Raw genomic sequence first — 23349 nt, forward strand, 5'->3', positions numbered from 1 at the left:
CGATATATAAAATTTTAAATAATCATGTACTACACATTGTAGTGCATTTACAAAAAGAATACAGTTTAAATTCGAAACATTCAGTGATTGTTCAAAAAAAATCCAGTATTTGCACATAGTTATAGACAAATGTACCTTGAAGTTCTCGACTTTTGATAAAAAAGTAGAGAGAAGGGATATACAGTATAGGACTGATAAAAAATAGAGAATACATTTCCATTTATTTTTATAACAAAATTATATACATATGCTTACCGATATCCTCTAATTTCTTAAGCAACTGATTGCCTATCCCTTGCCGCGAGGATCACGATGAATATAAATGGAGAGGTCACCGACACCGTCATACGCGCTTCTAGAATTATATGAATTAATAGAAGCCCATCCAACCACTTGATCATTTTGTTCGGCTATAAGCACCGAGTGACGCCCCTGGTGCTTGTTAAACCATTCAGACATGTAAGCTTCATCTTTGATCTCTGTTTCTAGCGTGGCAATGCGGTCTTCAATACCTTGGTTATAAATAGGCAGAATGCTTCCCAGATCTACTTCGGTAGCTTGCCGCAGAATTACCATGTTGATCACTCCAATGTTTTGTTATTGTATATGTTTATATATCACAATCTAATTTGAAATGGGAAGGGGAATAGATAAATAAAAAAAACATTTGCAATTTGCAAATAATAAGGGTATAACTATAACAAGAGGTGAGGTCATTGGAAAACAACGTAAGAGAGATGTTTCAGATCATGACACGACGTTTTGGAATACTGGATAAAAACTGCTGCACCGCAGGAGGGCTGGATATTTCACTTGTTCAAAGTCATATCATTTATGAAATTGATCGTAAGCCTAATCCATCCATTCAGCAAGTGGCAGATGCACTATCCATAGACATCACGACGTTTAGCCGCCAGGTTCAAAGTCTCGTAAAGTTGGGTTTGGTTCAAAAAACGCCCTTACCTGAAGATCGACGGATTTACATATTATCCTTGACTACACAAGGTAAGTTTGTTGCTACGGTCATTGATGAGCAGATGAATGATTATTTAAAAGAAGTCTTTTCGCACATGTCTGAATTTGAACGGGATATGGTGATCAACGCAGTCAAACTGTTAAACGAAAGTATGGCGAAATCCAGCGTATGCTGTACACCACTGGGATAATAAATAATTATCCCATTTATTTAATAAAATATTTGCAAAATGCAAGTAATTAAGAGGAGGAAACTAAAATGATTAAACATATTCCTGTGAACCAAGTGAGCTGCTGCGAAGCACCAGTACAAGAGAAGGGCAAATTACCTGTTGTAATCATTGGAGCTGGACCGGTTGGTCTTGCGGCAGCAGCACAACTCATATCAAAAGGTGAGCCGTTTATGTTGTTTGAAGCTGGACATGAAGTGGGGGCAAACATTCGAAAATGGGAACATGTACGACTGTTCTCGCCATGGCAGTATAACATCGATAAAGCTGCTAAAGAGTTGCTGCAAAAGGCGAATTGGGTTGCTCCACAGAACGAAACAATCCCAACGGGTAAGGAGATTATTGAGCATTATCTAAAACCTTTGGCTGCGCTACCTGAAATAAGTCCAAATGTGCATTTGAATACGAAAGTTACCGCGATCAGTCGTAAAGGGTTAAGTAAGGTGAAAACAAATGGGCGTGAGAAACTGCCGTTTGTGATCCATGTTGAACAAAACGGATCTTCGTTTATTTATGAAGCACGGGCTGTTATCGATGCTTCTGGGACATGGTCCAATCCCAACCCGCTTCGTTCAGACGGTATATTTTCAGAAGAGGAAAAAGCGCTTAATAGTCACATTTCATACGGTATTCCTGCTGTATTAGGAAAAGAGAAAAATCGTTATAGCGGCAAGAAGGTGCTTGTTGTAGGAAGCGGACATTCTGCGATCAACACGTTGCTTGAACTTGCCCAGCTTCAAAAAGAGGAGTCGGGAACTGAAATCGTTTGGACTATTCGAAAGGCAAATATTGAGGATGTTTATGGCGGGCGAGAATTAGATGGGCTTCAGGCAAGGGGTGAACTGGGTACTCGAATTCAAAAAGTGGTTGAATCCCGTGCTGTAAAGGTCCTGACAGGATTCCATATTGAAGAACTTCAAAAACAAGGTGAACAGATCCAGGTTTCCGGAACCATTAAAGATGAACAACTGGTTATAGATCACATCGATGAAATTGTAGGTAACACAGGCTCTCGTCCTGACTTATCAACGGTGAGAGAAGTTCGGGTATTAACGGACCCAAGCTTAGACTGTGTTTATGAGCTTGCACCATTGATTGACCCCAATGTACACAGCTGCGGTACAGTTCGACCACATGGCGAAAAAGAACTGCGTCAACCTGAAAAGGACTTTTATATCGTGGGTGCCAAAAGTTATGGAAGAGCGCCAACCTTCCTATTGGCAACGGGATATGAGCAAGTCAGATCCATTGTAGCGGCTTTGGTGGGAGATATGGAGTCAGCTCAAAAAGTAGAACTGGAACTGCCGGAGACGGGGGTTTGCAGTCTTGGTGCTAATAGCAAGGACAGCTGCTGTGAACCGGTTCAAGTGGAGGAAACATCATCTTCGAATCGCTGCTCTCCTTCAAAAACAGAAAAGGCAGGATCAAATTCTTGCTGCGGATAAACAAGAATTTGAAGCTACTGCATCCGGAACGTGATGCAGTAGCTTTTTTTTATAGAAGGAGGGAGAGAAATGAAAAACATGATTTATGATTGCATCGTTATTGGTGGTGGTCAATCCGGTTTGGCAGCAGCCTACTACTTACAAGAAGCTAAACGGAACTTTATCTTACTGGAAAAGAGTGAAGAGCATTTAGGATCATGGGCAAATTATTATGATAGCTTAACGTTGTTTTCACCTGCGTCGTATTCCTCATTGCCAGGACTCGCATTTCCAGGCGGTTCAAATGTTTATCCGCGTAAAGATGAGGTTGTTCAGTACTTAAAGTCTTATGCGGCTACATACAATTTTCCAATACATTCAGGGCAAGAAGTAATCAAGGTAGACAAGGAAAGCAATATCTATACAGTCCATACCTTAAGCGGAGAACAGTTTCGAACAAGGTCCATCATTTGTGCAAGTGGGGCATTCGTAAATCCTCATACTCCAGACATTCCTGGCATGTATGAATTTAAGGGGGAAATGCTTCATGCCAAAGACTACCGAAATGAGAAAGAGTTTAAAAATAAACGGATCATTGTAGTGGGAGGAGGCAATTCAGCGGTCCAAATAGCGGTTGAACTTGCTAGGACTGCTCATGTAACGATTGCATCTAGAAGCCCGATCAAATTCAAGCCGCAGGTCATTGTAGGGAAAGATATTCACTTTTGGCTAACTATACTTAGGCTTGATCAAACCAATTGGGGCAAACGATTATTGCAAAAAAGCAGTGACGGTGTCCTTGATACCGGTATATATAAAAGTGCTATCGATCAAGGTAAGCCAGATGCCAAACTGATGTTCAAAGCTTTTACGGAAAATGGGATAGTGTGGGCAGATGAGACTCGTGAAAATGTGGATACAGTTATTTATGCCACAGGTTATATTCCGAATTTCGAATATCTTAGTGGATTGAACGTTCTTGATTCATCTGGTGTACCTTTAAAACAAACCGATGAAAGTATTCACTTCGTAGGTATACCATGGCAGACCTCATTTGCTTCGGCGACGATTCGAGGCTCAGGGAAAGATGCGAAAAAAGTTGTACAATCACTTGTGAAAAGATTGTGAGCTATTGAATCTCAGGAGGATGTTATAATTGGTGATTATAACAATTCTTGAGGTGACTATAATGAAGGGCACACTTTTGTATACCGCAGCACAACTTAATGATGCAATCTTAAAACAATGGCATGTAGAGGTATATCAGCATGATGAATTATTAGATCAAGGTGGAGTCATTGAGTATCAAACGAAAGATATAGTTAAGATGAAAGACGGTCATTATTTTATTAAATCAAAATGTGAATTTTTAGTTCGAGAGTAAAGTCGGCAATCTTTATTGCCGACTTTTTTTGTGTACTAATACTCTTTATATTCGTCGTTGATTATATAAGTGATTTATTATATGATTATATCATTAAATGAATCCGACCATAATCTTCACAGGGGGTACATATGGAACAAAAAATTCAGAAGATGGCTGAGGCGTATAAATTATTAGCTGATAAAACACGTCTGACCATTGTTGCGCTACTTCAGGAACAAGAACTTTGTGTATGTGATATCACAGACATTATTGGCATGTCACAACCAAACGCCAGTCAGCATCTTCGAAAACTAAAGGCAGCCGGTCTCCTTAATGAAAAGAAAAAAGGGCAGTGGGTGTACTACTCTCTTAATCCAGATGCAGAAGCATATGTTCAGTGTGTGTATCCGTATCTGCCATCCATGAAAGATATAATAGCAGGATTGAAAAACTGCTGCGGTCCTCAGGAGGAAGCATGACCATTATCGCGATTTTAATCTTTTTACTTACACTGACTTTTGTGATTTGGCAACCTAAAGGACTGAATATTGGATGGTCAGCGTCAGCTGGAGCTGTCCTTGCTCTCCTTTTTGGAGTCGTAAGTCTATCCGATGTAGGTACGGTCACAGGAATCGTATGGAACGCCACGCTTGCTTTCGTAGCCATTATTTTAATTTCGCTGATTTTAGATGAAATCGGATTTTTTGAATGGGCTGCATTACACATGGCAAGGCTCGCAAGAGGTAATGGCAAGCTGATGTTCGTTTATGTTGTGCTGCTTGGAGCAGGTGTAGCAGCGTTCTTTGCAAATGACGGTGCCGCACTGATATTAACACCCATTGTGCTTGCCATGGTCCGAGCGCTCAAATTTGATCAAAAGATGATTTTACCTTTTATCATCGCAAGTGGTTTTATTGCAGATACAACTTCACTTCCGCTCGTCGTTAGCAACCTTGTCAATATCGTTTCTGCGGATTACTTTGGTATTGGATTTGTGGAGTATGCAAGTCGTATGATTATTCCGAATTTCTTTTCATTATTAGCGAGTCTTCTGGTCTTATTCTTGTTCTTTAGAAAGAGCATTCCAGGAAACTACGAAGTCAGTCAGCTCAAAAAGCCAGCTGAAGCGATCAAGGATAAGAAACTGTTCAAAATATCTTGGGTGATCTTAGCCGTGCTACTGATTGCGTACTTGATGAGCGAGTTCATTCAAGTTCCGGTGTCTGTTATCGCTGGGGTTATTGCCATCTTGTTTATTTTAGCTGCACGACGGAGTCACGCTATTCAAACCTGGAAGCTCATTAAAGGGGCTCCATGGGCAGTCGTGATTTTCTCCATTGGTATGTACGTCGTCGTTTATGGACTGCGAAATGTAGGATTGACGGATGAACTTGGTAAGGTCATTCAAGCTATTGCCGACCAAGGGCTCTACATCTCCACACTTGGTATGGGTTTTCTAGCTGCAGTATTGTCTTCGGTTATGAACAATATGCCGACAGTGATGATTGATGCGCTTGCTATTGATGGAACGAGTACGCAAAGTGTCATCCGGGAATCGCTGATTTATGCCAATATTATCGGCAGCGACTTGGGTCCAAAAATCACACCGATTGGATCGCTCGCCACACTTTTGTGGCTACATGTACTGTCCCGCAAAGATGTAAAAATCACGTGGGGAAGTTATTTCAAAATTGGAATTGTGCTCACCATCCCAACGCTCTTTATCACGTTAACAGGACTGTATTTGTGGCTACACTTGATTCATTCAACAAGCATAAACGTTTGGTTGATGATTGCCGTAATCACAGTAGCATTGGTTGTTATCGCTATGATCATAAAAACATTAATTAACTCATAAATGGGCGAAGCGAAAGTACAAGTAAGCCAACCCAAAGATAAAGGAGATCAATAATCATGAACAACAAACCACTTGTTTACTTTTTGTGTACAGGAAACTCTTGCAGAAGCCAAATCGCCGATGGATTTTTAAAGGCGCTTGGTAGTGACAAATACGAGGTGAGAAGTGCAGGGTTAGAGGCGCATGGCTTAAATCCTCGCGCTGTTCAAACTATGAAAGAAGCTGGGATAGATATTTCCAATCATACATCAGATGTCATTGATCCTGAGATCTTAAAGCAAGCAGACTACATCATCACGCTTTGTGGTCATGCCAACGATAATTGTCCGGTTGTACGTAATGACAAAGCCGAAAGATGGCACTGGGGCTTCGATGATCCAGCTAAGGCGACAGGTACAGAGGAAGAAATCACAGCTACGTTCGCCGAAGTCCGTGATTCAATTAAGGCTCGAATTGAGCAATTCTTGAAAGAAGGTAAGTAAGATGAATCATGCTAAAAAGGAGTACCATGCACTCGTTGCGGATAAAATCTTTATGGGCGGAGCTGCAGACGTAGAGGAAATGGTTCTTAATGAAGGTATTGAAGTCGTGGTGGATCTGCGGGAAGAAGCAACAGAATGTGCATATCCAGCAGCTCATGTGAAGTGGGTAAAGGTTCCGCTTGATGACAACACGAAAGAAAACGAAGCCGAACTTTTTAAACAAGCAATTGATGAGGTTGTTGGAGCTTATAACGCCGGCAAGAAAGTTGCCTTTCACTGTGGGGGTGGCAAGGGCAGAACGGGGACCGTTGCAGCTGGAACACTGTTAGAACTAGGGTTAGCCAGTACAATTGAGGATGCTGAGTTAAAGGCAAAACACATCAGAAATATCATTAATATTAAGCCAACGCAAAAGGAATTATTAAAGAAATTATACTAAAACGAGGCTTTTAATCGTTAAGCTAACGGGAAACTATAGCTCAATATTACAAAGATGCAGCTGATCCATGTGATCGGCTGCTTTTGTTCAACTAAAGGAAAAAATTTGCATTAAGTAGGTTAAAATTACATACTTGAAGCTTGCACATCAAATATCTAGTTTATCTCCCTAAGGACTATTTTTATGTTCTCGGAGCCTTTCTGGCTATATTCTGTACCTAGAATAGACGTTCTTTTTTGAGCCGTTTGCCTAAATAGCACAGTAATTTTATGAACAATTACTGAATGTTTCGAATTTAAACTGTATTCTATTCATAAATACACTACAATGTGTAGTACATGATTATTTAAAATTTTATATATCGGGAGGCTTATAATGCTAATTACATTATTAAGTATAGTAATGATTATCGTTCTATCCGGATACATTGTGCTGAATACCTATAGACGAAAAGATAGAGTCACAGGTATGCCTGGAATGATGATTGCTATGAGCATTGGGATGATGTCTAGTCTTGCCCTTGGTTTTCAACTAGGCATTGTGTTTGATCATGATTTGGCTGTCCCTACCATCATCGCTATTTTATTCGGTTTGGGGACCGGTTACTTTACAGGAAAGCCTGTGAGTGTACTGGCATCGTTAGATGGCATGTTAGCTGGAATCATGGGTGGAATGATGGGGGCCATGCTCGGATCTATGCTTGGATTTACTTATATCATGGCATTGTTTGTTGATATCGTGTTTATCCTTATATTTTGTGTTGTTCTTCAATTAACAAATTCAGATTCAGTTAAAACCAATAAAACAACGAGCAGTGGGATTAGCGTGCCCTTTAGTGCAGGTATAATAACTGTTGCCTTTGGTACTGTTTCGGTGGGTTTGCTGCTATTTAATCAGTATCAAGAGAATCAAAACCCTGTAGTTAATGCGCAAACAAAAGAACAGAAATCTGTTCAAGAAAATGCAGGATATCAAGTGATTTCAGTAGATGTAAAATCGGATGGCTTTAGCCAAGAGAATATTGTAGTTAAAGCCGGTGTACCTACAAAAATTAATTTCCTTAAACCAACAGGTTATACATGTATAAGAAGTGTTGAGTCTGCTGATTTAGGTATAGATGTGTATCTTGAAAAGGGGGATAACTTCATTACCTTAAGTGACTTGAAACCTGGAACTTATCATTTCAATTGTGGGATGTATATGTATTATGGGACTATTACAGTTGTATAATTGAGTTTTGACTGAGTTCACTGCATTTAAAGCTTTTCTTTTGAAATTTTTCATGTGACTTAACCCATAGTTTGGCGTGCAATGGCCGCTTTAAGAAATTATCATGATTTCTTTAACGCAACTTAGAAGCATAAGTTTGTTGGGAGATCCAATAAAATGCTATAATTAAAGTAGACAGCCGACTAATTAGTCGGCTGTCTTTTCGTTAAGCTAACGAGTAGGGTAGTATAGTAATTACAAAGAGGACCGCCTTTCAGCGGTCGGATCGTATTACTTTTCTTTTTGAATTTTTAAAAGTCTTAAGCTGTTAAGGGTCACAATCAAAGTTGCTCCCATGTCAGCCAGAATTGCAAGCCATAAGGTCAACCATCCGGGAACGATAAGTATTAAAGCTAACAACTTAATCCCTAAGGAAAAAGCTACGTTTTGTTTAATGATAGCCAGTGTTTTTTTACTTAAACGGATAGTGTAAGACAATTTTCTTAAATCATCTGCCATCAGTGCAATATCAGCTGTCTCAAGAGCAGTATCAGTACCTGCGCCACCCATGGCTATACCCACAGTGGAAGCCGCAAGTGCAGGTGCATCATTTACTCCGTCACCCACCATCGCTACATGAGAATACTCTCCTCGGAGCTTCTTGATGTAATCCAATTTGTCTTGAGGTAACAGTTCTGCTTTAATTTCTGCTACACCTACTTGCTGCCCAATTGCGTTAGCTGTCGCCTGGTTGTCACCAGTGAGCATGATCGTCTTTTTTACGCCTATAGAATGTAATTCATTAATAACAGCCTTACTCGAAGTACGTACGGCATCGGCAACCGCAATTAAGGCAATGACTTCATGTTGCGTCCCCAGCACCATTACCGTCTTCCCTTGTGTCTGAAACATGGTAATTTGTTCACGTATTGAAATGGATACCTCAGCTTCCAGTTCATCAAACAGTTTAGGGCTACCAATATAATATTGCTGTTGTCCGACCGAGGCTTTGACACCCTTCCCTGTGATTGATTGAAAGTGATCAACTGAAAGGGAGAGATCCGCCCCCATTTGTTCAGCTTTTCGTACAATCGCTGATGCTAGTGGATGTTGTGATCCTTTTTCAATTACAGCAGCAATGGAAAGCATCTCGCCCTTACTATGTTCACCAAAAACAGTAATATCCGTTACCTCCGGGAATCCTTTAGTAAGGGTACCTGTTTTATCAAATGCAACAGCCGAAATGCGCCCAGCTTCTTCAAGATGGATGCCCCCTTTAATCAATACACCGTTTTTCGCTGCATTCCCAATAGCAGTAACAATAGAAATTGGTGTAGATATAACCAATGCACAAGGACACCCTACTACAAGCAAGGACAACCCACGATATATCCAATCTCCCCAGTCCCCACCCAACAAAGGCGGAATAATCGCAATGCCCAAAGCCAGCACCATAATTGCAGGCGTGTAGTATTTAGCAAACCGGTCCACAAAAGCTTGAGATGGTGCCCGTTCAGCTTGTGCCTCTTCCACGAGATGAATGATTTTGGAGATTGTTGTATCTTCAACATGCTTAGTAACTCTGACTTCAAGCAACCCTTCCTCGTTTAGTGTTCCGGCAAACACTTCATCGTCAACAGTTTTAGCAACAGGAACAGACTCTCCCGTGATTGCTGCCTGATTTAACGTCGACGTTCCTTTTATTACAACTCCATCCATAGCCAGTTTTTGTCCTGGCTTGACGATCATAACGTCTCCAACTTGGATATCATCAACACTTATGGTCATTTCAGCAGAATCACGTCGAATCAGAGCTTCTTTAGGGGCAATGTCCATAAGTGAACGGATCGACTGACGAGCCTTTTGCATTGAATACCGTTCTAATGCTTCGCTAATGGCAAAGAGTAACACAACAACAGCACCTTCGCCCCACTCTCCGATGGCAGCGGCTCCAATGATGGCAACAGTCATCAGCGTGTTCATATCAAATTGCAGCTGAAATAAGTTCTTGATCCCTTTTTTAAACAGTTCATATCCGCCAATAATTATGGCCGCTCCAAATGCCATTACAGGAACCAAGGCTTCTTCTCCATAGTACGAGGCCAAGTAATAACCTGCCGCCATCAATAAAAGGGACAAAAGCACATTCCAATTCTCTTTCCAAAAAGGCTCTTTCTTTTCTATAACCCGTTGTTTCTCAGGCGTTATCTTTAGGTTTTCAAAAGCACCTGCCTTTTCTAACTCTTCGACAGTTGCATTTCCCATAACGGTTATTTTGGCTGCCCCAAAATTAACCTGTGCGTCTGTGACACCAGGAAGACTTTTTACGTTATTTTCAAATTTACCGGCACAGTTTGTACAGGTAAACCCTTGTACACGATAGACCTCTTTGTTACTTATTTCTTCCTCATGTTGTTGCATGCGTCATCAACTCCTTGCTATGTGTTGAAGCTAAATGAACTAATTGGCGTACGTAATCATCTTCCAGTGAATAAAACGCCAACTTTCCTTCTTTCCTGTATTTAGCTACTCCAAGCTGTTTTAGCGACCGCAAATGGTGAGATGCGGTAGCAAGTGATGATCCCGTAATATTGGCCACGTCACATACACAAAGTTCGTCTTCTTCACATAAAACAAACGCGATCTTCATTCGAGTTTCATCAGCCAACAACTTAAACATCTTGGCCATGCCCTTTATATCTTGCTGTTCTAATGCCTTTTGAACTTTACGAACTTTAGGCTCGTCATAACAGTAAATTTCACAACTATCCTTCATAAATATATCCTCCAGTCAATCAAAAATGTGTTTGATTGTTACACTACCATATTTTAATTATTCAATCAAACGTAAGTTTGATTGATACTAAACAGGCTAATCTACATTAACTCAATTGAAGGAGGATAACTATGTTCGATGTGTTAGTTATTGGTGCTGGACAAGCAGGATTGGCCGCTAAAACAAACTGGTTTAAACTTTATCATTCTGGACGATGCATCATCAATAGACGATTCACGCCGCTACGAATCACTCCATCTCTTTACGCCTCGTATGTACGACGGGTTATCTGGCATGCCGATAGAAGGTGATCAGAATGGACTGCCAAGTAAAGATGAGATTGCAAACTATCTTGACTCATATGCAAAGAAAATGGATCTACCCGTAAAACTGGAATGTCTTATTAAACGGCTTTGGAAGGATGGTAACTTTAAAGCAGAGACAACTGAAGGTATATTTGAGGCTTGAACATCATCGTTGCAACAGGCCCTTACCATGTGAAAATACTCTGTCCTTTTCCAATTCATTGTCAGAGAATGTTACCCAGTACTCTTCAGAGTACTTAAACCCAGATCAATTGAGCCCAGGAAATACAGTAGTGGTTGGTGGCGGAAATTCGGGTGCTCAAACACAGGTAGCAAACTCTAAAATTGTAACTACGTTTATCTCAAACTGCGGTCGATAATTTTATTGCACCTGCCAGTATATTACCGAAGGAATCTTCTAGTACAGCTATTCCTAATTAAGGATGGTTAGCTGACGGACTTCTGATACCGTTATTAGGTGATGATATTGATACGGCTTTCTTTTTCCTAACTGAGGAGTATCGGATTCATTCTCAAAATATGGATTCTGATGTAAGTGTTGCGAGCAAAGTGTTACATTAGTCTTGAGAAAGGATTCTCCCACTTTTTCCATCAAGGGGAACGTTATCCAAGCGCAAATATTTATAAGTCATACACCAAGAGAGTTAATGAGCAGGAACGACAAGAGATCCACCGAGTAGGTCGCATTATTCTTCGAACTTATTTAGAAGGGCAGTAAAAATTAAGATAGGTATATGTATTGAGCTGCATTAAAGATAGTCCCAGATTTCATACTTACGTATTTAGAAGCAGGATTTAAGCCAGTATAATTTATTGACTCTTCATGGATTGCCGAAGTTCCGGATTAATCATTGATCACACTTTACCTAGCTGAATTCCAGATGAAGGACCAAAGCTCTAAGGATCAACAATGGGAAGAGTTTATAAACGAGTATTACGAAGCATTTGACAAAGAGATTGTTAATAGATGTTAATCAATGTACCGTTCCTAAAGAAAAGGAATGTCCTCCTAAATAAATAAAATGGATCAATAAGTGGATCTTCACAATATCTTCAATGTTTTTGGGTAAAATGTTAAAGTGACTCGATTTACACCCACGCATAAGTACAAAAATAAAAGTAAAGGTGTGTGATAACAGTGAAGAAAATACTGATTTTACTTAGCTTGGCAGTTTTATTGGTGTTGAGTGCATGTGGGAACAAGGAGAACAACAACAACAATTCCAATACGACTACAGAAAGCGAGCACTCGAATATGGGTGAGATGGATCATTCAGGATCGGGAGAGGTTCCTGAGGGCATAAAAGAAGCCGAGAATCCGACTTATAAAGTTGGAGACGAAGTCGTCATCCATGCTGATCACATGGAAGGCATGAACGGAGCAAAGGCAAAAGTAGTAGGCGCATATGATACTGTAGCGTACGCAGTAACTTTTACTCCAACCACTGGAGGTGATCCAATACCTAATCATAAGTGGGTTATTCAAGAAGAAATCAAAGATGCAGGTAGCGAGCCCTTAAAACCAGGGACCAAAGTTACCCTTGAAGCTGACCATATGGAAGGCATGATGGGTGCTGAGGCAACTATTGACTCAGCTGAGAAAACAACGGTTTATATGGTCGATTATACACCAGCAACCGGTGGAAACCCGGTTAAAAATCACCAATGGTTAGTTGAAAGTGAGCTTTCAACAAAATAGATCCCTTATGGAATGACGTCAGAAATGACGTCATTCTTTTCTTTTTCTACGCAACATCAAGGTTTATGATATTGGGTTGAAGTTAATTTACATACTTTAATTGTCTCTAGTGTTCAAAATTAATATGTATAGGGAAGATTGATGTTTACCTTAATAGATATCGTACCGGGTAGCTTTTCTATTCGTTACAAACTCTAGTCCTTAAGTCGATAACTCTCCCCATGAAGACAAGCAAAAACTGTGTAAACATGAGGGAATCTATAAACTATGGAGAATATATGAAAAAAAGAACAGACTTTGTTATATAAATCCTAAGAAAAGCTATGAGGGTCTTTCTATTTTTATTGTGGGTCTGGGATACGGAATGTTGTTCTATTCTATGAAAAAGCGAATAGAAATGGTAGAGACAAAATGAAAAAGGAAGTGAAAATGAAATGGCACGAAGAAGAAGAAGGAGTAAGTTAGTCGTTTTTACATTTCTATCATCTTTCATTATCTCCTTGAAAGTTATCCCTATGTACATTGACTTCATTCCTGTAGAGGAAAGCGTACCTCCACGCAGCCAGGTAGTGGTGAACAACATTACTTCAGATCAAACAGGTGGCATAGAATCTAAAGAAATAACCAAACTGAGTAAGGGTACTCAGACTTCTAAAGATAAGATAACCAACCAATCGACTAAAACAGAAAATACAAACCATGAGCATGTGACTAAGAAGCCAAACAACATAACCGCGACGAAAAACACAAACCAGCAAAAAAGTGCTTCACGATCTACTCAACCGCAAATTCTTATTTATCATACTCATAACCGTGAATCTTGGTTACCGGAGCTGCAAGGTAAAACCTCCGCAGATGAAGCATTTGATTCTAATATTAATGTCACCTTATTGGGAGAGGACCTCACTAAAAAACTAACAGCGAAAGGGATGAATGTGATTCAATCTACTGCGGACTATCCAAGTATAGTTAAGAACTTCGACTACGCTAAATCTTATAGTTATTCAAAGGATACATTGAGCCAGGAATTGTCTAATCATAAATCCATTGACTACGTCTTTGATATCCATCGTGATTCACAACCCAAAGATCAGACGACCATTGTGTTTGATAAACTTAACTATGCACAATTATATTTTGTGGTAGGAAAAGAAAATCCCAATTGGAAGGAAACGATGGAGTTTGCCACCAAATTACAGAATAAATTAAACAAGAAAATACCTGGAATATCGAAGGGAATATACTCAAAAGATCATTCTAGTGGTAACGGGAAATACAACCAATCGCTTGCCGAATCTAGTGCCTTAATCGAAATCGGCGGCGTAGAAAATGTACTTGAAGAAAATTATAGAACGATTTCGATCTTGGCCGATGTGATCCACCAAATCTGGCATGAAGACCATGGATCAACACTTTCATAATAGTAAGATATACACTCCCCCTAATTAGCTCTTGCTGATTGGGTTTTTTATTGATTTTCCCCCTACTAAAAGCTGATCATAGGCTGACTCATGAGGAATCCTGTGACCATATGGCTCCAGATGGTTGAAATATATATATATTTTTAGGTTATTACATCATGTGATTATAGAGTATCCTCCTGCATATTTCCGTCAATACACTCAGAATCTTCACAATTTTTCACTATACTGACATAACATTATTAAAGGCAAGGAGAATGATCAATGCAAAAAAAGAAAAAAGGGTTTTCCCTGGGTATGGGCTTTTATCTCGCATTATCATTAGTGGTGTTTTTCGGTTTTATTATTTGGGGAGAGGGCAGAGAAGACAGGAAAGTAAATTTGGATCTATTAACACCCCAGACCACCACCCATCCTCATATCTTTAGTTTTGTAGAAGATGATACAACCATATGGATGGGGACTCATAACGGAGTATATGAATTTGTAGATCAAAAATGGAAGCGAGCTAGTAAAGAACTTATGACAAGTGATGTCATGGCAATTGAAACGAATCCCAATAATCCCATGAACATCTTTGTCGCAGGCCATGGTTTTGTGAAACGTTCTAATGATGGAGGGGAGACCTGGGAAACTACAGAGAATGGACTTCCCAATCAAGCAAAACCCAATGAGCCGGATGTTCACTACTTAGCGATGGATCTGAGGAATTCAAGTCACTTAATTGCGTTGTTGGCTAGTGCTGACAACAATTTGTACGAAACGAAAGATGGTGGGGAACAGTGGCAAAAAGTCGGAAGCATACCTCAAGGGGCTTATTCGATTTCTATATTTCCTTCGGCTACAGAAACCATTTTGGCTGCAACGGAAACAGGGCTGGTTAGCTATACTGACAAGGGCAGAGATATGGAACAAATTCAGATTACAAATGAGCCGGCATACGGAGTACTGTCTTTGTCCGATGGAAGGACGATTATCATGTCAGAAAGTGGATTTTTAAAATCTACTGATTTGAAAATATGGTCTAACCTCGACGTAGACTTAGATGGTGAGATGCCTTTGGGGATCAAAAGTTCAAAACAAGATCCGAATAAGCTCATCATTGTAACAGATCAGTATTCGGTCTATGAAAGCAATGATGGTGGAGAGAAATGGTCTTTAAGGGAATCATGAAAGAATAAACCTTAGAGGTATACTCTTATCCTTATTATGAAAGGCCCAAGAGGTACGGTTAAGCAGCATGAGCTAATTTAATTTAATCTTATTTAATGTGTAAAGAAAAGCTTGAAAATTATACTATAGGGGGGTATTCTAAAGATAACTCAGTGCACTCATGTACCCTAAACGGTGGAACCTGGTAAGAATTGCTTTGATACAGTCATATAAATGAGTACTTTATACATGAAGAAGGCTTTAACATTAATCGATTAAAGGAGAGTAAGAAGTGAATAATGAAAGGTTGATGATTGCAGTTTCCCCACCAGTTCAAGTAGGAGGTAGCTTGTTTACTGCAGTGCAACTTTCAGCTATCAGTAAACTTGTTGGGCCAGAGCAAAAGACCGAGATGACTCCGTTTAAACAATTTTATATTGAAATATCGGCTGAATCAGAAGGAGTCGTAACTGACAATCTTCGAAGCATTGGACTTGAGGTAAACCCTGCAGGTTATGCAACTAAGGCCCTGATCGCTTGCAATTTTTGCAGAGGAGCTGAGGAGTCTGGAATAGACATTGCTCTAAAATTAAATCAAGCTATAGCGGGGATATTGACACCGACACCTCTTAAGGTCGGATATGCTGGGTGTGCACTTGGGACTAGTGAACCCCTCTTGAGAGATATCGGAATCGTTAAAATGAAAGATAAATTCGATATGTATATAGGTGGAGATCCAAAAGGGATCAAAGCTTCTTTGGCAGAACTTTTTCTAGCTGGTTTAACGGAAGCGGAAGTGACACAAACTGTAATGAAAATAATTGATTATTATAAAATTCATGCAAAAGGTAAGGAAAAATTCAGTAAGTTTTTGAAGAGAATCACTGCTGAAGAATTAAAGAGAGTGCTTTAATCTATAGTAAATGGCAAAAATAAATTAAACAGGGAAATATTTATGAGTCGCCATAATGGCGACTGTTTTATTTTCCTAATAATGATATCAAAAGGTGATATATTCGGTGTGGAATAAAATTCATTTAAAACTCAGTTTTACCATTTTCAGCTTGTTTATTGGGATTTTAATATTGCTAAGCATTGTACTTAACCTCATATTCACGAATTTTTTGTCATCTAAAGTACACGATGAAGCCAACGAGTTAGCAGCACATTTGTCTACTATGCTTGAGGAGCAAGGTAACAGTGCAGAACAAATGGCCGATTTTACGGGGGTCCAGATGTATATCTTGAGCGCACAAGGAACATTCATTGAATCAAAGACTTCAGACGCCTCAACTCTCCCTGACTATATCTGGGACAATGATAAATTGTTTGAAGGGAAGAAGGTGGAAAGAGAATTCACATTAAATAACGAACTTTACCTGCTTCATGGTATCCCCGTGACCACTAATCCAACGGTCAAAGGGATTTATGTGATTAGTTCTCTAGAAAAGATGAAAGAATCGATCCAAACGATCAGAAATTTACTATTTATAACTGGATTTGGATCACTGTTATTGGCGTTGGGTTGCATCTTTTTTCTATCCAAAAAATTATCGAATCCATTACTGAAAATTGAAAGTGCAACTCGCCAAATTGCCAAAGGAGAACTGAATCTTGAAATTCCGGTGGAAACTAAAGATGAGATTGGTTCATTGTCACAAGCCATAAACGACCTCGCTAGAGAATTAAAACAATATCGAGATAATCGTTCGGAGTTCTTTGCCAACGTCTCTCATGAATTGAAAACACCCATTACCTATATGGAAGGGTATGCAGACATATTGGCTAAAAATCTGGTGGAAAATGAAGAAGAAAAGAAAAAATATTTACAAATCATTTCTGAGGAAGCACAACGTTTAAATGTAATCATAAATGATCTCTTTGAACTGTCTAAGATGGAGGAAGGTAAAATTGACTTAAAACTAATGTCTGTCGCACCCACTTCGATTATCCAAAGGTCTATAGATAAGGTTCAATTAAAAGCCCAAGAGAAAGATCTTACGATTCAAAGTAACCTGAGTTCCGTACCTCATATTTTTGTAGACCCTAACCGACTGGAACAGATCATTCTTAATCTGTTGGATAATGCCATTCGTTACACAGCTGAGGGGTATATTCAAGTTTCTTTAAGTTCTGAAACAGGTGGGGTGGCGATAAGTATTTGCGATACGGGACCCGGAATTTCAGCAGAAGAACTTCCGAATATATTTGAGCGCTTTTACCGAGTTGAGAAATCCAGATCTCGGGCATATGGAGGAACTGGACTTGGGCTGTCTATTGTTCAAAGTCTTGTAGTACAACAAGGAGGAACAATACAGGTAGAAAGTAAAATTGGAGAGGGCACGCGATTTAAAATAATTTTTCCGACCATCACGTCTTCTTCATTGAAATCACATAGTTCCAAAATATAATATGTAAAACAATTGAGCTAATGATATTTGAAAATTAAAGTAAGAAGAACGGCTATGTTGTAATATATCTATAGATTTTTGTATTGGATGGTGATGACCATATGAACAAGTTGAAAGCATTAGTTATTGATGACGAATGGAATATGAGAAATCTATTGCGTATTTATTTAACTAAAGAAGGTTTTGATATTACGGAAGCTCATAATGGAACCGAAGGACTGTCCTATCTTCAGAAAAATTCGTATCATGTCATTTTATTAGACGTTATGATGCCGGATATGGATGGTTGGCATCTTTGTAAAAAAATCAGAGCATTTAGTGAAACTCCTATATTAATGCTTACTGCTCGAGGGGATGTGAAGGATAAGGTGCATGGCTTAGGAGTGGGTGCTGATGATTATATGGTGAAACCTGTAAATTCAGATGAACTCATCGCTCGCCTGTTTGCACTTATTCGACGATCTTCACAGTCTTCGAGCCTAAAAGAAGTCGGTAGAAAAATCGTGTATTCAGACATGATTATTTATCCAGATCGAAGACAAGTTTTGGTATTAGACACAAATCTGGATTTAACCCAAAAGGAACTTGATATCTTGCTTATGTTGGCTGAGCACCCACAAAGAGTTTTCTCTAGAGATGAAATCATTGAACGTCTGTGGGGAAGTGACTTTTTTGGGGATAACCGAGTCGTGGACACCCACGTCAAAAATATCCGCGAGAAGTTACAGTTGGCTGGATTAGAACAGAATCCCATTCAAACAGTTTGGGGCATAGGATATAAGTGGTTGTATAGTGTAGAAGAGCCTTGAGCTTATAAGTAGAAGCTGGTAAAAAAAAGAATTTGTCCTAAGAAGCGATCGTTCCCTGAATTTAACAGGGGACGGTCTTTTCATTTTTTGTAGAGTAAGATATATGAGAATTCTACATAAAATCCACACATTATAACAATATAATACTCTATAGGTTACAAACATTTAACTATTTTTGCCGAATTTCGTATTGAAAACGGGGGAACCATTTGTTGGGTGAATTATTCTTGCAAGATAAGAATATAGGGAGCCTTTAACCGAATCCTTAAGCTAACTCCGTAGGCATCTAAGGGAGGAACAAAAGTTTGAAAAAGGTCATTTTGTCGGTGCTTGGAGCAGCAGTTTTATTTACCTCCACAGCAACGGGAGCATTTGCTAGTCAGGCAAAACTAACTGAAGAAATAAAAGAAGTGGTTGGAACGCCCTACCTTTATGGTGGGACCACAACATCAGGTTTTGATTGTTCCGGTTTTATCCTTTATGTTTTTAATGCATTTAAACTAGATTTGCCGCGCACCTCTAGTATGCAAGCAACAAAGGGATCGTTTGTAGAAAAAGAAGAACTACGCCCAGGAGATCTCGTTTTCTTCAATACAAATGGTCGCAGCATTTCCCATGCGGGCATTTATGTAGGTAACAATCAATTTGCACATTCATCAAGCAGTAAAGGTGTTCGAATTAGTAGCTTATCTGAAAGTTATTATAAATCCAGATATGTTACAGCTCGCCGAGTGGTTAGCGAGCAGAACTATCTTAAAATGATTGACGACAGTCATTAAAAATATGGACAAGCCCGTGAGGAGACGGGTTTGTCCATTTTGTTTACAACTTGCCTCGAACATATAGAATCACTCCAATGAACTAATCCAGTAAATATATAGATAACTTAAAAGAACGTGATTTATGATATAGACAGTATTCTTACACAGATTCCACATACATGAAGGCTAAACTAATCTTATATCGATTAGAGGAGATTAGCCCAATGTGTGGATTTGTAAGTTTATATAACAAATATCATGTGCCAGTAGATGCAAACATTCTGCAACAGATGACGGACTCCATAGCTCATCGTGGCCCAGATGATGAAGGGATATATATCCATGATCATATCGGTCTGGGTTTTAGGAGACTAAGTATACTGGATATTGAGCACGGGGCACAGCCCATGACCAATGAGAACAAAGATATTTGGTTGGTATTCAATGGAGAGATTTATAATTATAAAGAGTTGAGGGATTGGTTGAGTCAGAAGGGGTATACATTTTATACAGATTCCGATACCGAAGTATTACTGAGGCTTTATGAGGACGTTGGAATTAAATGTGTCAACTATTTACGAGGCATGTTTGGGTTCACCATATGGGATCAAAGGAGTGATCTTTTATTTGCGGCACGGGATCATTTCGGAATCAAGCCTGTTTATTACAGTGAGACCGCCTCCGGATACATGATTGGCTCTGAAATTAAAACGTTGCTGGCTTCAGGTAGGATTGATAGGGAAGTGGATGAAAATGCTCTTTATCAGTATCTCACATTTCAATATGTACCTGAACCTCTAACGATGTTCAAAGAGATCCATAAACTGAAAGCAGGCCATTATTTGATTGTACAGAATAATGGAATGACCATCAGACCGTATTACGAAGTGAAGTTTGAGCCCCATGAAAGTAGGTCGTATTCCGATTTAGTAGAGGAAACACGATCAGTAATAACGGAATCTGTTCGTATTCATAAGAACTCAGATGTCCCTAGGGGAGCATTCTTATCGGGTGGTATTGATTCAAGCAGTTTAGTTGGTTTACTTCATCGCTTGGAGCCAACCCAAACATTCAGCGTTGGATTTGATATGCCGGGCTATAGTGAATTGGATGATGCTAGGAAGACAGCAGCCTATTTAGGGACTGAGCATCATGAAATTCGGATTAATGCCCGCGACTATATAGATATACTACCTTCTCTAATATGGCATATGGATGAGCCAGTAGCAGACCCATCAGCCGTGGGTCTCTACTTTGTATCGAAGTTGGCTAGTCAGCATGTTAAGATGGCATTTTCAGGTGAAGGTGCAGATGAATTTTTTGGTGGCTACAACATTTATCGGGAACCCTATGCTCTCCGCATGTTTCAGGGTCTTCCAGGTCCATGGAGAAGTCTTGCAGGACATCTTGGACGATTACTGCCTACCGGCATGAAAGGCAAAGGATTCTTGGAAAGAGGGAGTCTTATTCTGCAAGAACGTTACTTTGGAAATGCGAAGATTTTTATGGATCATGAAAAAAGTAAGGTATTAGCACCATGGTTATCGGAGCAGGGAGTATGTAAACCAACCCAGCAGGTGACTAAGCCACTTTATGAACAAGCGAAGTTATATGATGAAGTCACACAGATGCAGTATATTGATATTCATACGTGGCTACGTGGGAATATCCTAATGAAAGCAGACAAAATGTCGATGGCAAATTCCTTGGAACTTCGCGTTCCCTTTGTAGATACCAAAGTATTTGAATTAGCTGCTACCATCCCTACTAAGTATAAAGTTACACCCACAGCAACTAAATTATTACTCCGTGATGCTATGAAAGATGTGGTTCCACCTGATGTACAGCAACGAAAAAAATTAGGTTTTCCTGTCCCAACGAGAGTATGGTTAAAAAGTGAATGGTATTCATGGGCTAGGAATCTGATTATGACAGCAGACGTAGATCAATGGATCAATAAAACGTATGTATTGCAGCTACTTGAGATCCATAAGGAAGGGAAATTGGATGCAAGCCGTAAATTGTGGACCATTCTTGTATTTATCTTATGGCATCAAATATATATTGAAGATCGTGCGTATTCCTTTTCAGGTCCATCTTCCAATAGAATGATATTGTAATAAAAAAGTCAGTAACGTCGCCAATATAGTTCTGAAATATCGTCCCCTCGGATTAGAGTTCATTTTAATGAGTTCTCTATACCTGGGGGATTTTGGTATGCTAGCTAATAGAAGAGAATGATATGCATTTAAGCGCAACAGTATCGCTTTTTTACAATTAAGGTGTTTCTAAAAAAATGCGGCAACCAATCCTCGGTTACATTCCGGGAAAGATCGCCGCATTATAATTTCTTCTGTTTATCTTTTAACGTATTATTAGCAGATCTTAATAAAGAGTAAATCAATGCTACTTATTTATTCCGCTACGTTCTCCACACTCGGATCAGGTGTATAGTTACTTTCATAATCTGTATACATGACTTCCGTTACCATTCCCGCGGAAGCATGATGCAAGTCATGGCAATGGAACATCCAATTTCCAGGGTTATCGGCTTCAAAAGCAACAACATAAGTTTCCCCTGGTTTAACATTTAGTGTATCTTTTATGATCGTTGACCCCTGATAGGATTGACCATTTTTACTTAGCACTTGGAAAAACTGTCCATGGAGATGCATAGGATGGTCATCCGTTTTGGACTGATTCACAAAAGTAACTTTGACCTTGTCACCTTTCTGGACTTTTATGACATCTGTATCCGGAAATACCTTTCCGTTAATGGTGTACACCATTTCTCCATCTTTCATTTCCGTATTTAAATTCATTGTCACGTTTTGATCAAATATCTCATTCAACGAAAATAATGGATCTGACATGTTACCATACTTTTCGAAGTCAAACACAGGAAGCGTAGCTGAAGTATTGGAATTGTCATTTTGAACTTTTGAACCTTCGTATTGGATAACGGCTTTCATATTTTGTTTCGGCGATTCAATTCCATGTTCTTCAAGTAGCCAGGAGCCTGGATTATCAGCTGTAAATTCAATATCATAACGTTCTCCAGGAGCTATAGAAAGTAATTGATCTTTTATCATCTCGGGTTCATTTAGGGGCTGTCCATCCGACGCTATTACTTTAAAATTGTGGCCATGTAAGTGCATTTGATGACTGATGTATCCTGCATTAATTAAGCGAATTCTAACTTTATCGCCCTCTTTAACCATGAGTTTATCAATGGCAGTACCTGATTTCCCGTTTATCGTGTATAGGTCATACATGCTCATATCATGTCCGCCCATACCCGTAGTGTTCTCGTCCATGTTCATATCCGATCCGGACATATTCATTTCATTATGATTCATCTCTTTCATACCCATATTGTCGGAATCACTCGTATTCATGTCGCTGGAACTCATCCATTCATCTAACATGAGAGTATAGTCCCGGTCATAGTCATTTTTCAGTTCCTCAACAACAAGGGAACCGTACAAGCCTTTATCCACTTGGTTTACACTGTCTTGATGAGAATGATACCAATAGGTACCTGGTACATTAGCTTTGAACGTATACGTAAATGTTTTACCTGGTTCAACGGCATCTTGTGTAACGCCAGGAATGCCATCCATGTTATTCGGAACGGGGTAGCCGTGCCAATGAATGGAGACAGGCTGATTCAACTCATTTTTTAGATTGATTTTTACGTTGTCTCCAACCTTTACACGGATTTGAGGTCCGGGGACAGAATTGTTGAAAGTCCAAACAGGTAATATCTTACCTTTGGAAACTTCAAGATTGCTCTCTTGTGCGGTGATCGTAAATTCTTTGCCATTTACCACTGGAGTACTAGATGTGAATTTCACAGGACTGGAACCAGCCGAAGTAGGATTATTCGTGTTTGAATGATCCATTCCTTCCATTGCATTATTTTTAATCGCATTAGTACATCCCGTAGCGAGAATAGCTAAAGAACCAATTACGATAAACCTCTTTAAAAGCATCAATTTCATATTCTTT

At 39.4% G+C, this 23349-nt stretch carries 22 protein-coding genes and 1 riboswitch; of the genes, 18 read left to right on the top strand and 4 right to left on the bottom strand.

What is annotated here, in order from left to right:
* Positions 1-288 precede the first annotated feature (288 nt).
* Entirely contained in the window at positions 289-576 is a 288-nt protein-coding gene (locus tag P5G61_RS29140) for a GNAT family N-acetyltransferase (RefSeq protein WP_301249735.1), read from the bottom strand.
* Positions 577-737: 161 nt separating this feature from the next.
* Here P5G61_RS29140 and P5G61_RS29145 point away from each other — a divergent pair, with 161 nt between their 5' ends.
* The 9 genes from P5G61_RS29145 (at position 738) to P5G61_RS29185 (ending at position 8004) form a co-directional block, all read left to right on the top strand.
* Positions 738-1166 (top strand): MarR family winged helix-turn-helix transcriptional regulator, encoded by a 429-nt coding sequence (locus tag P5G61_RS29145; RefSeq protein WP_301249755.1) that lies wholly within the window; start codon positions 738-740, stop codon positions 1164-1166.
* Positions 1167-1234: 68 nt separating this feature from the next.
* Positions 1235-2650: an NAD(P)-binding domain-containing protein gene (locus P5G61_RS29150; RefSeq protein ID WP_301249737.1), complete on the top strand. Its 1416-nt coding sequence runs from the start codon at positions 1235-1237 to the stop codon at positions 2648-2650.
* A 69-nt stretch (positions 2651-2719) separates the two neighbouring features.
* Positions 2720-3757: a flavin-containing monooxygenase gene (locus tag P5G61_RS29155; RefSeq protein WP_301249738.1), complete on the top strand. Its 1038-nt coding sequence runs from the start codon at positions 2720-2722 to the stop codon at positions 3755-3757.
* A 28-nt stretch (positions 3758-3785) separates the two neighbouring features.
* Complete coding sequence (locus P5G61_RS29160) at positions 3786-4013, top strand: hypothetical protein (protein ID WP_301249739.1); 228 nt, start codon at positions 3786-3788, stop codon at positions 4011-4013.
* Between the two features lie 131 nt (positions 4014-4144).
* A complete protein-coding gene (locus tag P5G61_RS29165; protein ID WP_301249741.1) occupies positions 4145-4474 on the top strand; it encodes an ArsR/SmtB family transcription factor in 330 nt (109 codons plus the stop codon).
* A complete protein-coding gene (locus tag P5G61_RS29170) occupies positions 4471-5853 on the top strand; it encodes an arsenic transporter (RefSeq protein ID WP_301249742.1) in 1383 nt (460 codons plus the stop codon). The genes P5G61_RS29165 and P5G61_RS29170 overlap by 4 nt, the downstream gene beginning before the upstream one ends.
* A gap of 56 nt (positions 5854-5909) precedes the next feature.
* Positions 5910-6335, top strand: a complete 426-nt coding sequence (gene arsC / locus P5G61_RS29175) for an arsenate reductase (thioredoxin) (RefSeq protein WP_024634603.1) — start codon at positions 5910-5912, stop codon at positions 6333-6335.
* Position 6336: 1 nt separating this feature from the next.
* Complete coding sequence (locus tag P5G61_RS29180) at positions 6337-6774, top strand: protein-tyrosine phosphatase family protein (protein WP_029881694.1); 438 nt, start codon at positions 6337-6339, stop codon at positions 6772-6774.
* Between the two features lie 375 nt (positions 6775-7149).
* Positions 7150-8004 carry a cupredoxin domain-containing protein gene (locus tag P5G61_RS29185; RefSeq protein WP_301249744.1) on the top strand — a complete coding sequence of 285 codons (855 nt, stop codon included), beginning with the start codon at positions 7150-7152 and terminating at the stop codon, positions 8002-8004.
* A 270-nt stretch (positions 8005-8274) separates the two neighbouring features.
* On the opposite strand, the gene P5G61_RS29190 is transcribed toward P5G61_RS29185, so the two are convergent.
* Together P5G61_RS29190 and P5G61_RS29195 are read right to left on the bottom strand one after the other, a co-directional pair.
* Positions 8275-10404 carry a heavy metal translocating P-type ATPase gene (locus tag P5G61_RS29190; protein ID WP_301249745.1) on the bottom strand — a complete coding sequence of 710 codons (2130 nt, stop codon included), beginning with the start codon at positions 10402-10404 and terminating at the stop codon, positions 8275-8277.
* Entirely contained in the window at positions 10391-10759 is a 369-nt protein-coding gene (locus P5G61_RS29195; protein WP_435874304.1) for an ArsR/SmtB family transcription factor, read from the bottom strand. Before P5G61_RS29195 ends, P5G61_RS29190 begins: the two co-directional genes overlap by 14 nt.
* 150 nt (positions 10760-10909) lie before the next feature.
* Between P5G61_RS29195 and P5G61_RS29200 the strand changes: the two genes are divergently transcribed.
* The 9 genes from P5G61_RS29200 to asnB all read left to right on the top strand — a co-directional run bounded on the left by P5G61_RS29200 (position 10910) and on the right by asnB (position 21458).
* Positions 10910-11227 (top strand): NAD(P)/FAD-dependent oxidoreductase, encoded by a 318-nt coding sequence (locus P5G61_RS29200; protein WP_024634614.1) that lies wholly within the window; start codon positions 10910-10912, stop codon positions 11225-11227.
* 996 nt (positions 11228-12223) lie between these two features.
* Entirely contained in the window at positions 12224-12784 is a 561-nt protein-coding gene (locus tag P5G61_RS29205; protein ID WP_024631544.1) for a YdhK family protein, read from the top strand.
* Between the two features lie 434 nt (positions 12785-13218).
* Positions 13219-14205 (top strand): stage II sporulation protein P, encoded by a 987-nt coding sequence (locus P5G61_RS29210; protein ID WP_024631545.1) that lies wholly within the window; start codon positions 13219-13221, stop codon positions 14203-14205.
* 264 nt (positions 14206-14469) lie between these two features.
* On the top strand, positions 14470-15378 hold the full coding sequence (locus P5G61_RS29215) for a WD40/YVTN/BNR-like repeat-containing protein (RefSeq protein WP_024631546.1): 909 nt from the start codon (positions 14470-14472) through the stop codon (positions 15376-15378).
* Positions 15379-15649: 271 nt separating this feature from the next.
* The gene (locus tag P5G61_RS29220) at positions 15650-16270 is read left to right on the top strand and encodes an NAD(P)/FAD-dependent oxidoreductase (RefSeq protein ID WP_024631547.1); all 621 of its coding nucleotides are present in this window, start codon (positions 15650-15652) and stop codon (positions 16268-16270) included.
* A gap of 106 nt (positions 16271-16376) precedes the next feature.
* Positions 16377-17768, top strand: coding sequence for a sensor histidine kinase (locus P5G61_RS29225; RefSeq protein WP_024631548.1), 1392 nt, complete (start codon positions 16377-16379; stop codon positions 17766-17768).
* Positions 17769-17869: 101 nt separating this feature from the next.
* On the top strand, positions 17870-18577 hold the full coding sequence (locus tag P5G61_RS29230) for a response regulator transcription factor (RefSeq protein ID WP_024631549.1): 708 nt from the start codon (positions 17870-17872) through the stop codon (positions 18575-18577).
* 166 nt (positions 18578-18743) lie between these two features.
* Positions 18744-18877: riboswitch (cyclic di-AMP (ydaO/yuaA leader) on the top strand.
* 5 nt (positions 18878-18882) lie between these two features.
* Positions 18883-19356, top strand: a complete 474-nt coding sequence (locus P5G61_RS29235) for a C40 family peptidase (protein ID WP_024631550.1) — start codon at positions 18883-18885, stop codon at positions 19354-19356.
* Positions 19357-19562: 206 nt separating this feature from the next.
* Entirely contained in the window at positions 19563-21458 is a 1896-nt protein-coding gene (asnB, locus tag P5G61_RS29240; protein ID WP_024631551.1) for an asparagine synthase (glutamine-hydrolyzing), read from the top strand.
* 294 nt (positions 21459-21752) lie between these two features.
* Here the strand turns inward: asnB and P5G61_RS29245 are convergent, their stop codons facing one another.
* Complete coding sequence (locus P5G61_RS29245) at positions 21753-23342, bottom strand: multicopper oxidase family protein (protein WP_024631552.1); 1590 nt, start codon at positions 23340-23342, stop codon at positions 21753-21755.
* Positions 23343-23349 lie beyond the last annotated feature (7 nt).

It is taken from the genome of Paenibacillus vandeheii (assembly GCF_030433635.1).
Lineage (GTDB): Bacteria > Bacillota > Bacilli > Paenibacillales > Paenibacillaceae > Paenibacillus > Paenibacillus vandeheii.

What these genes read in the sequence shown, in the direction of transcription:
- P5G61_RS29140 (WP_301249735.1), bottom strand. Translation starts at nt 576, where the DNA reads ATGGTAATTCTGCGGCAAGCTACCGAAGTAGATCTGGGAAGCATTCTG.
- P5G61_RS29145 (WP_301249755.1), top strand. Translation starts at nt 738, where the DNA reads ATGTTTCAGATCATGACACGACGTTTTGGAATACTGGATAAAAACTGC.
- P5G61_RS29150 (WP_301249737.1), top strand. Translation starts at nt 1,235, where the DNA reads ATGATTAAACATATTCCTGTGAACCAAGTGAGCTGCTGCGAAGCACCA.
- P5G61_RS29155 (WP_301249738.1), top strand. Translation starts at nt 2,720, where the DNA reads ATGAAAAACATGATTTATGATTGCATCGTTATTGGTGGTGGTCAATCC.
- P5G61_RS29165 (WP_301249741.1), top strand. Translation starts at nt 4,145, where the DNA reads ATGGAACAAAAAATTCAGAAGATGGCTGAGGCGTATAAATTATTAGCT.
- P5G61_RS29170 (WP_301249742.1), top strand. Translation starts at nt 4,471, where the DNA reads ATGACCATTATCGCGATTTTAATCTTTTTACTTACACTGACTTTTGTG.
- arsC (WP_024634603.1), top strand. Translation starts at nt 5,910, where the DNA reads ATGAACAACAAACCACTTGTTTACTTTTTGTGTACAGGAAACTCTTGC.
- P5G61_RS29180 (WP_029881694.1), top strand. Translation starts at nt 6,337, where the DNA reads ATGAATCATGCTAAAAAGGAGTACCATGCACTCGTTGCGGATAAAATC.
- P5G61_RS29185 (WP_301249744.1), top strand. Translation starts at nt 7,150, where the DNA reads ATGCTAATTACATTATTAAGTATAGTAATGATTATCGTTCTATCCGGA.
- P5G61_RS29190 (WP_301249745.1), bottom strand. Translation starts at nt 10,404, where the DNA reads ATGCAACAACATGAGGAAGAAATAAGTAACAAAGAGGTCTATCGTGTA.
- P5G61_RS29195 (WP_435874304.1), bottom strand. Translation starts at nt 10,759, where the DNA reads ATGAAGGATAGTTGTGAAATTTACTGTTATGACGAGCCTAAAGTTCGT.
- P5G61_RS29210 (WP_024631545.1), top strand. Translation starts at nt 13,219, where the DNA reads ATGGCACGAAGAAGAAGAAGGAGTAAGTTAGTCGTTTTTACATTTCTA.
- P5G61_RS29215 (WP_024631546.1), top strand. Translation starts at nt 14,470, where the DNA reads ATGCAAAAAAAGAAAAAAGGGTTTTCCCTGGGTATGGGCTTTTATCTC.
- P5G61_RS29230 (WP_024631549.1), top strand. Translation starts at nt 17,870, where the DNA reads ATGAACAAGTTGAAAGCATTAGTTATTGATGACGAATGGAATATGAGA.
- asnB (WP_024631551.1), top strand. Translation starts at nt 19,563, where the DNA reads ATGTGTGGATTTGTAAGTTTATATAACAAATATCATGTGCCAGTAGAT.
- P5G61_RS29245 (WP_024631552.1), bottom strand. Translation starts at nt 23,342, where the DNA reads ATGAAATTGATGCTTTTAAAGAGGTTTATCGTAATTGGTTCTTTAGCT.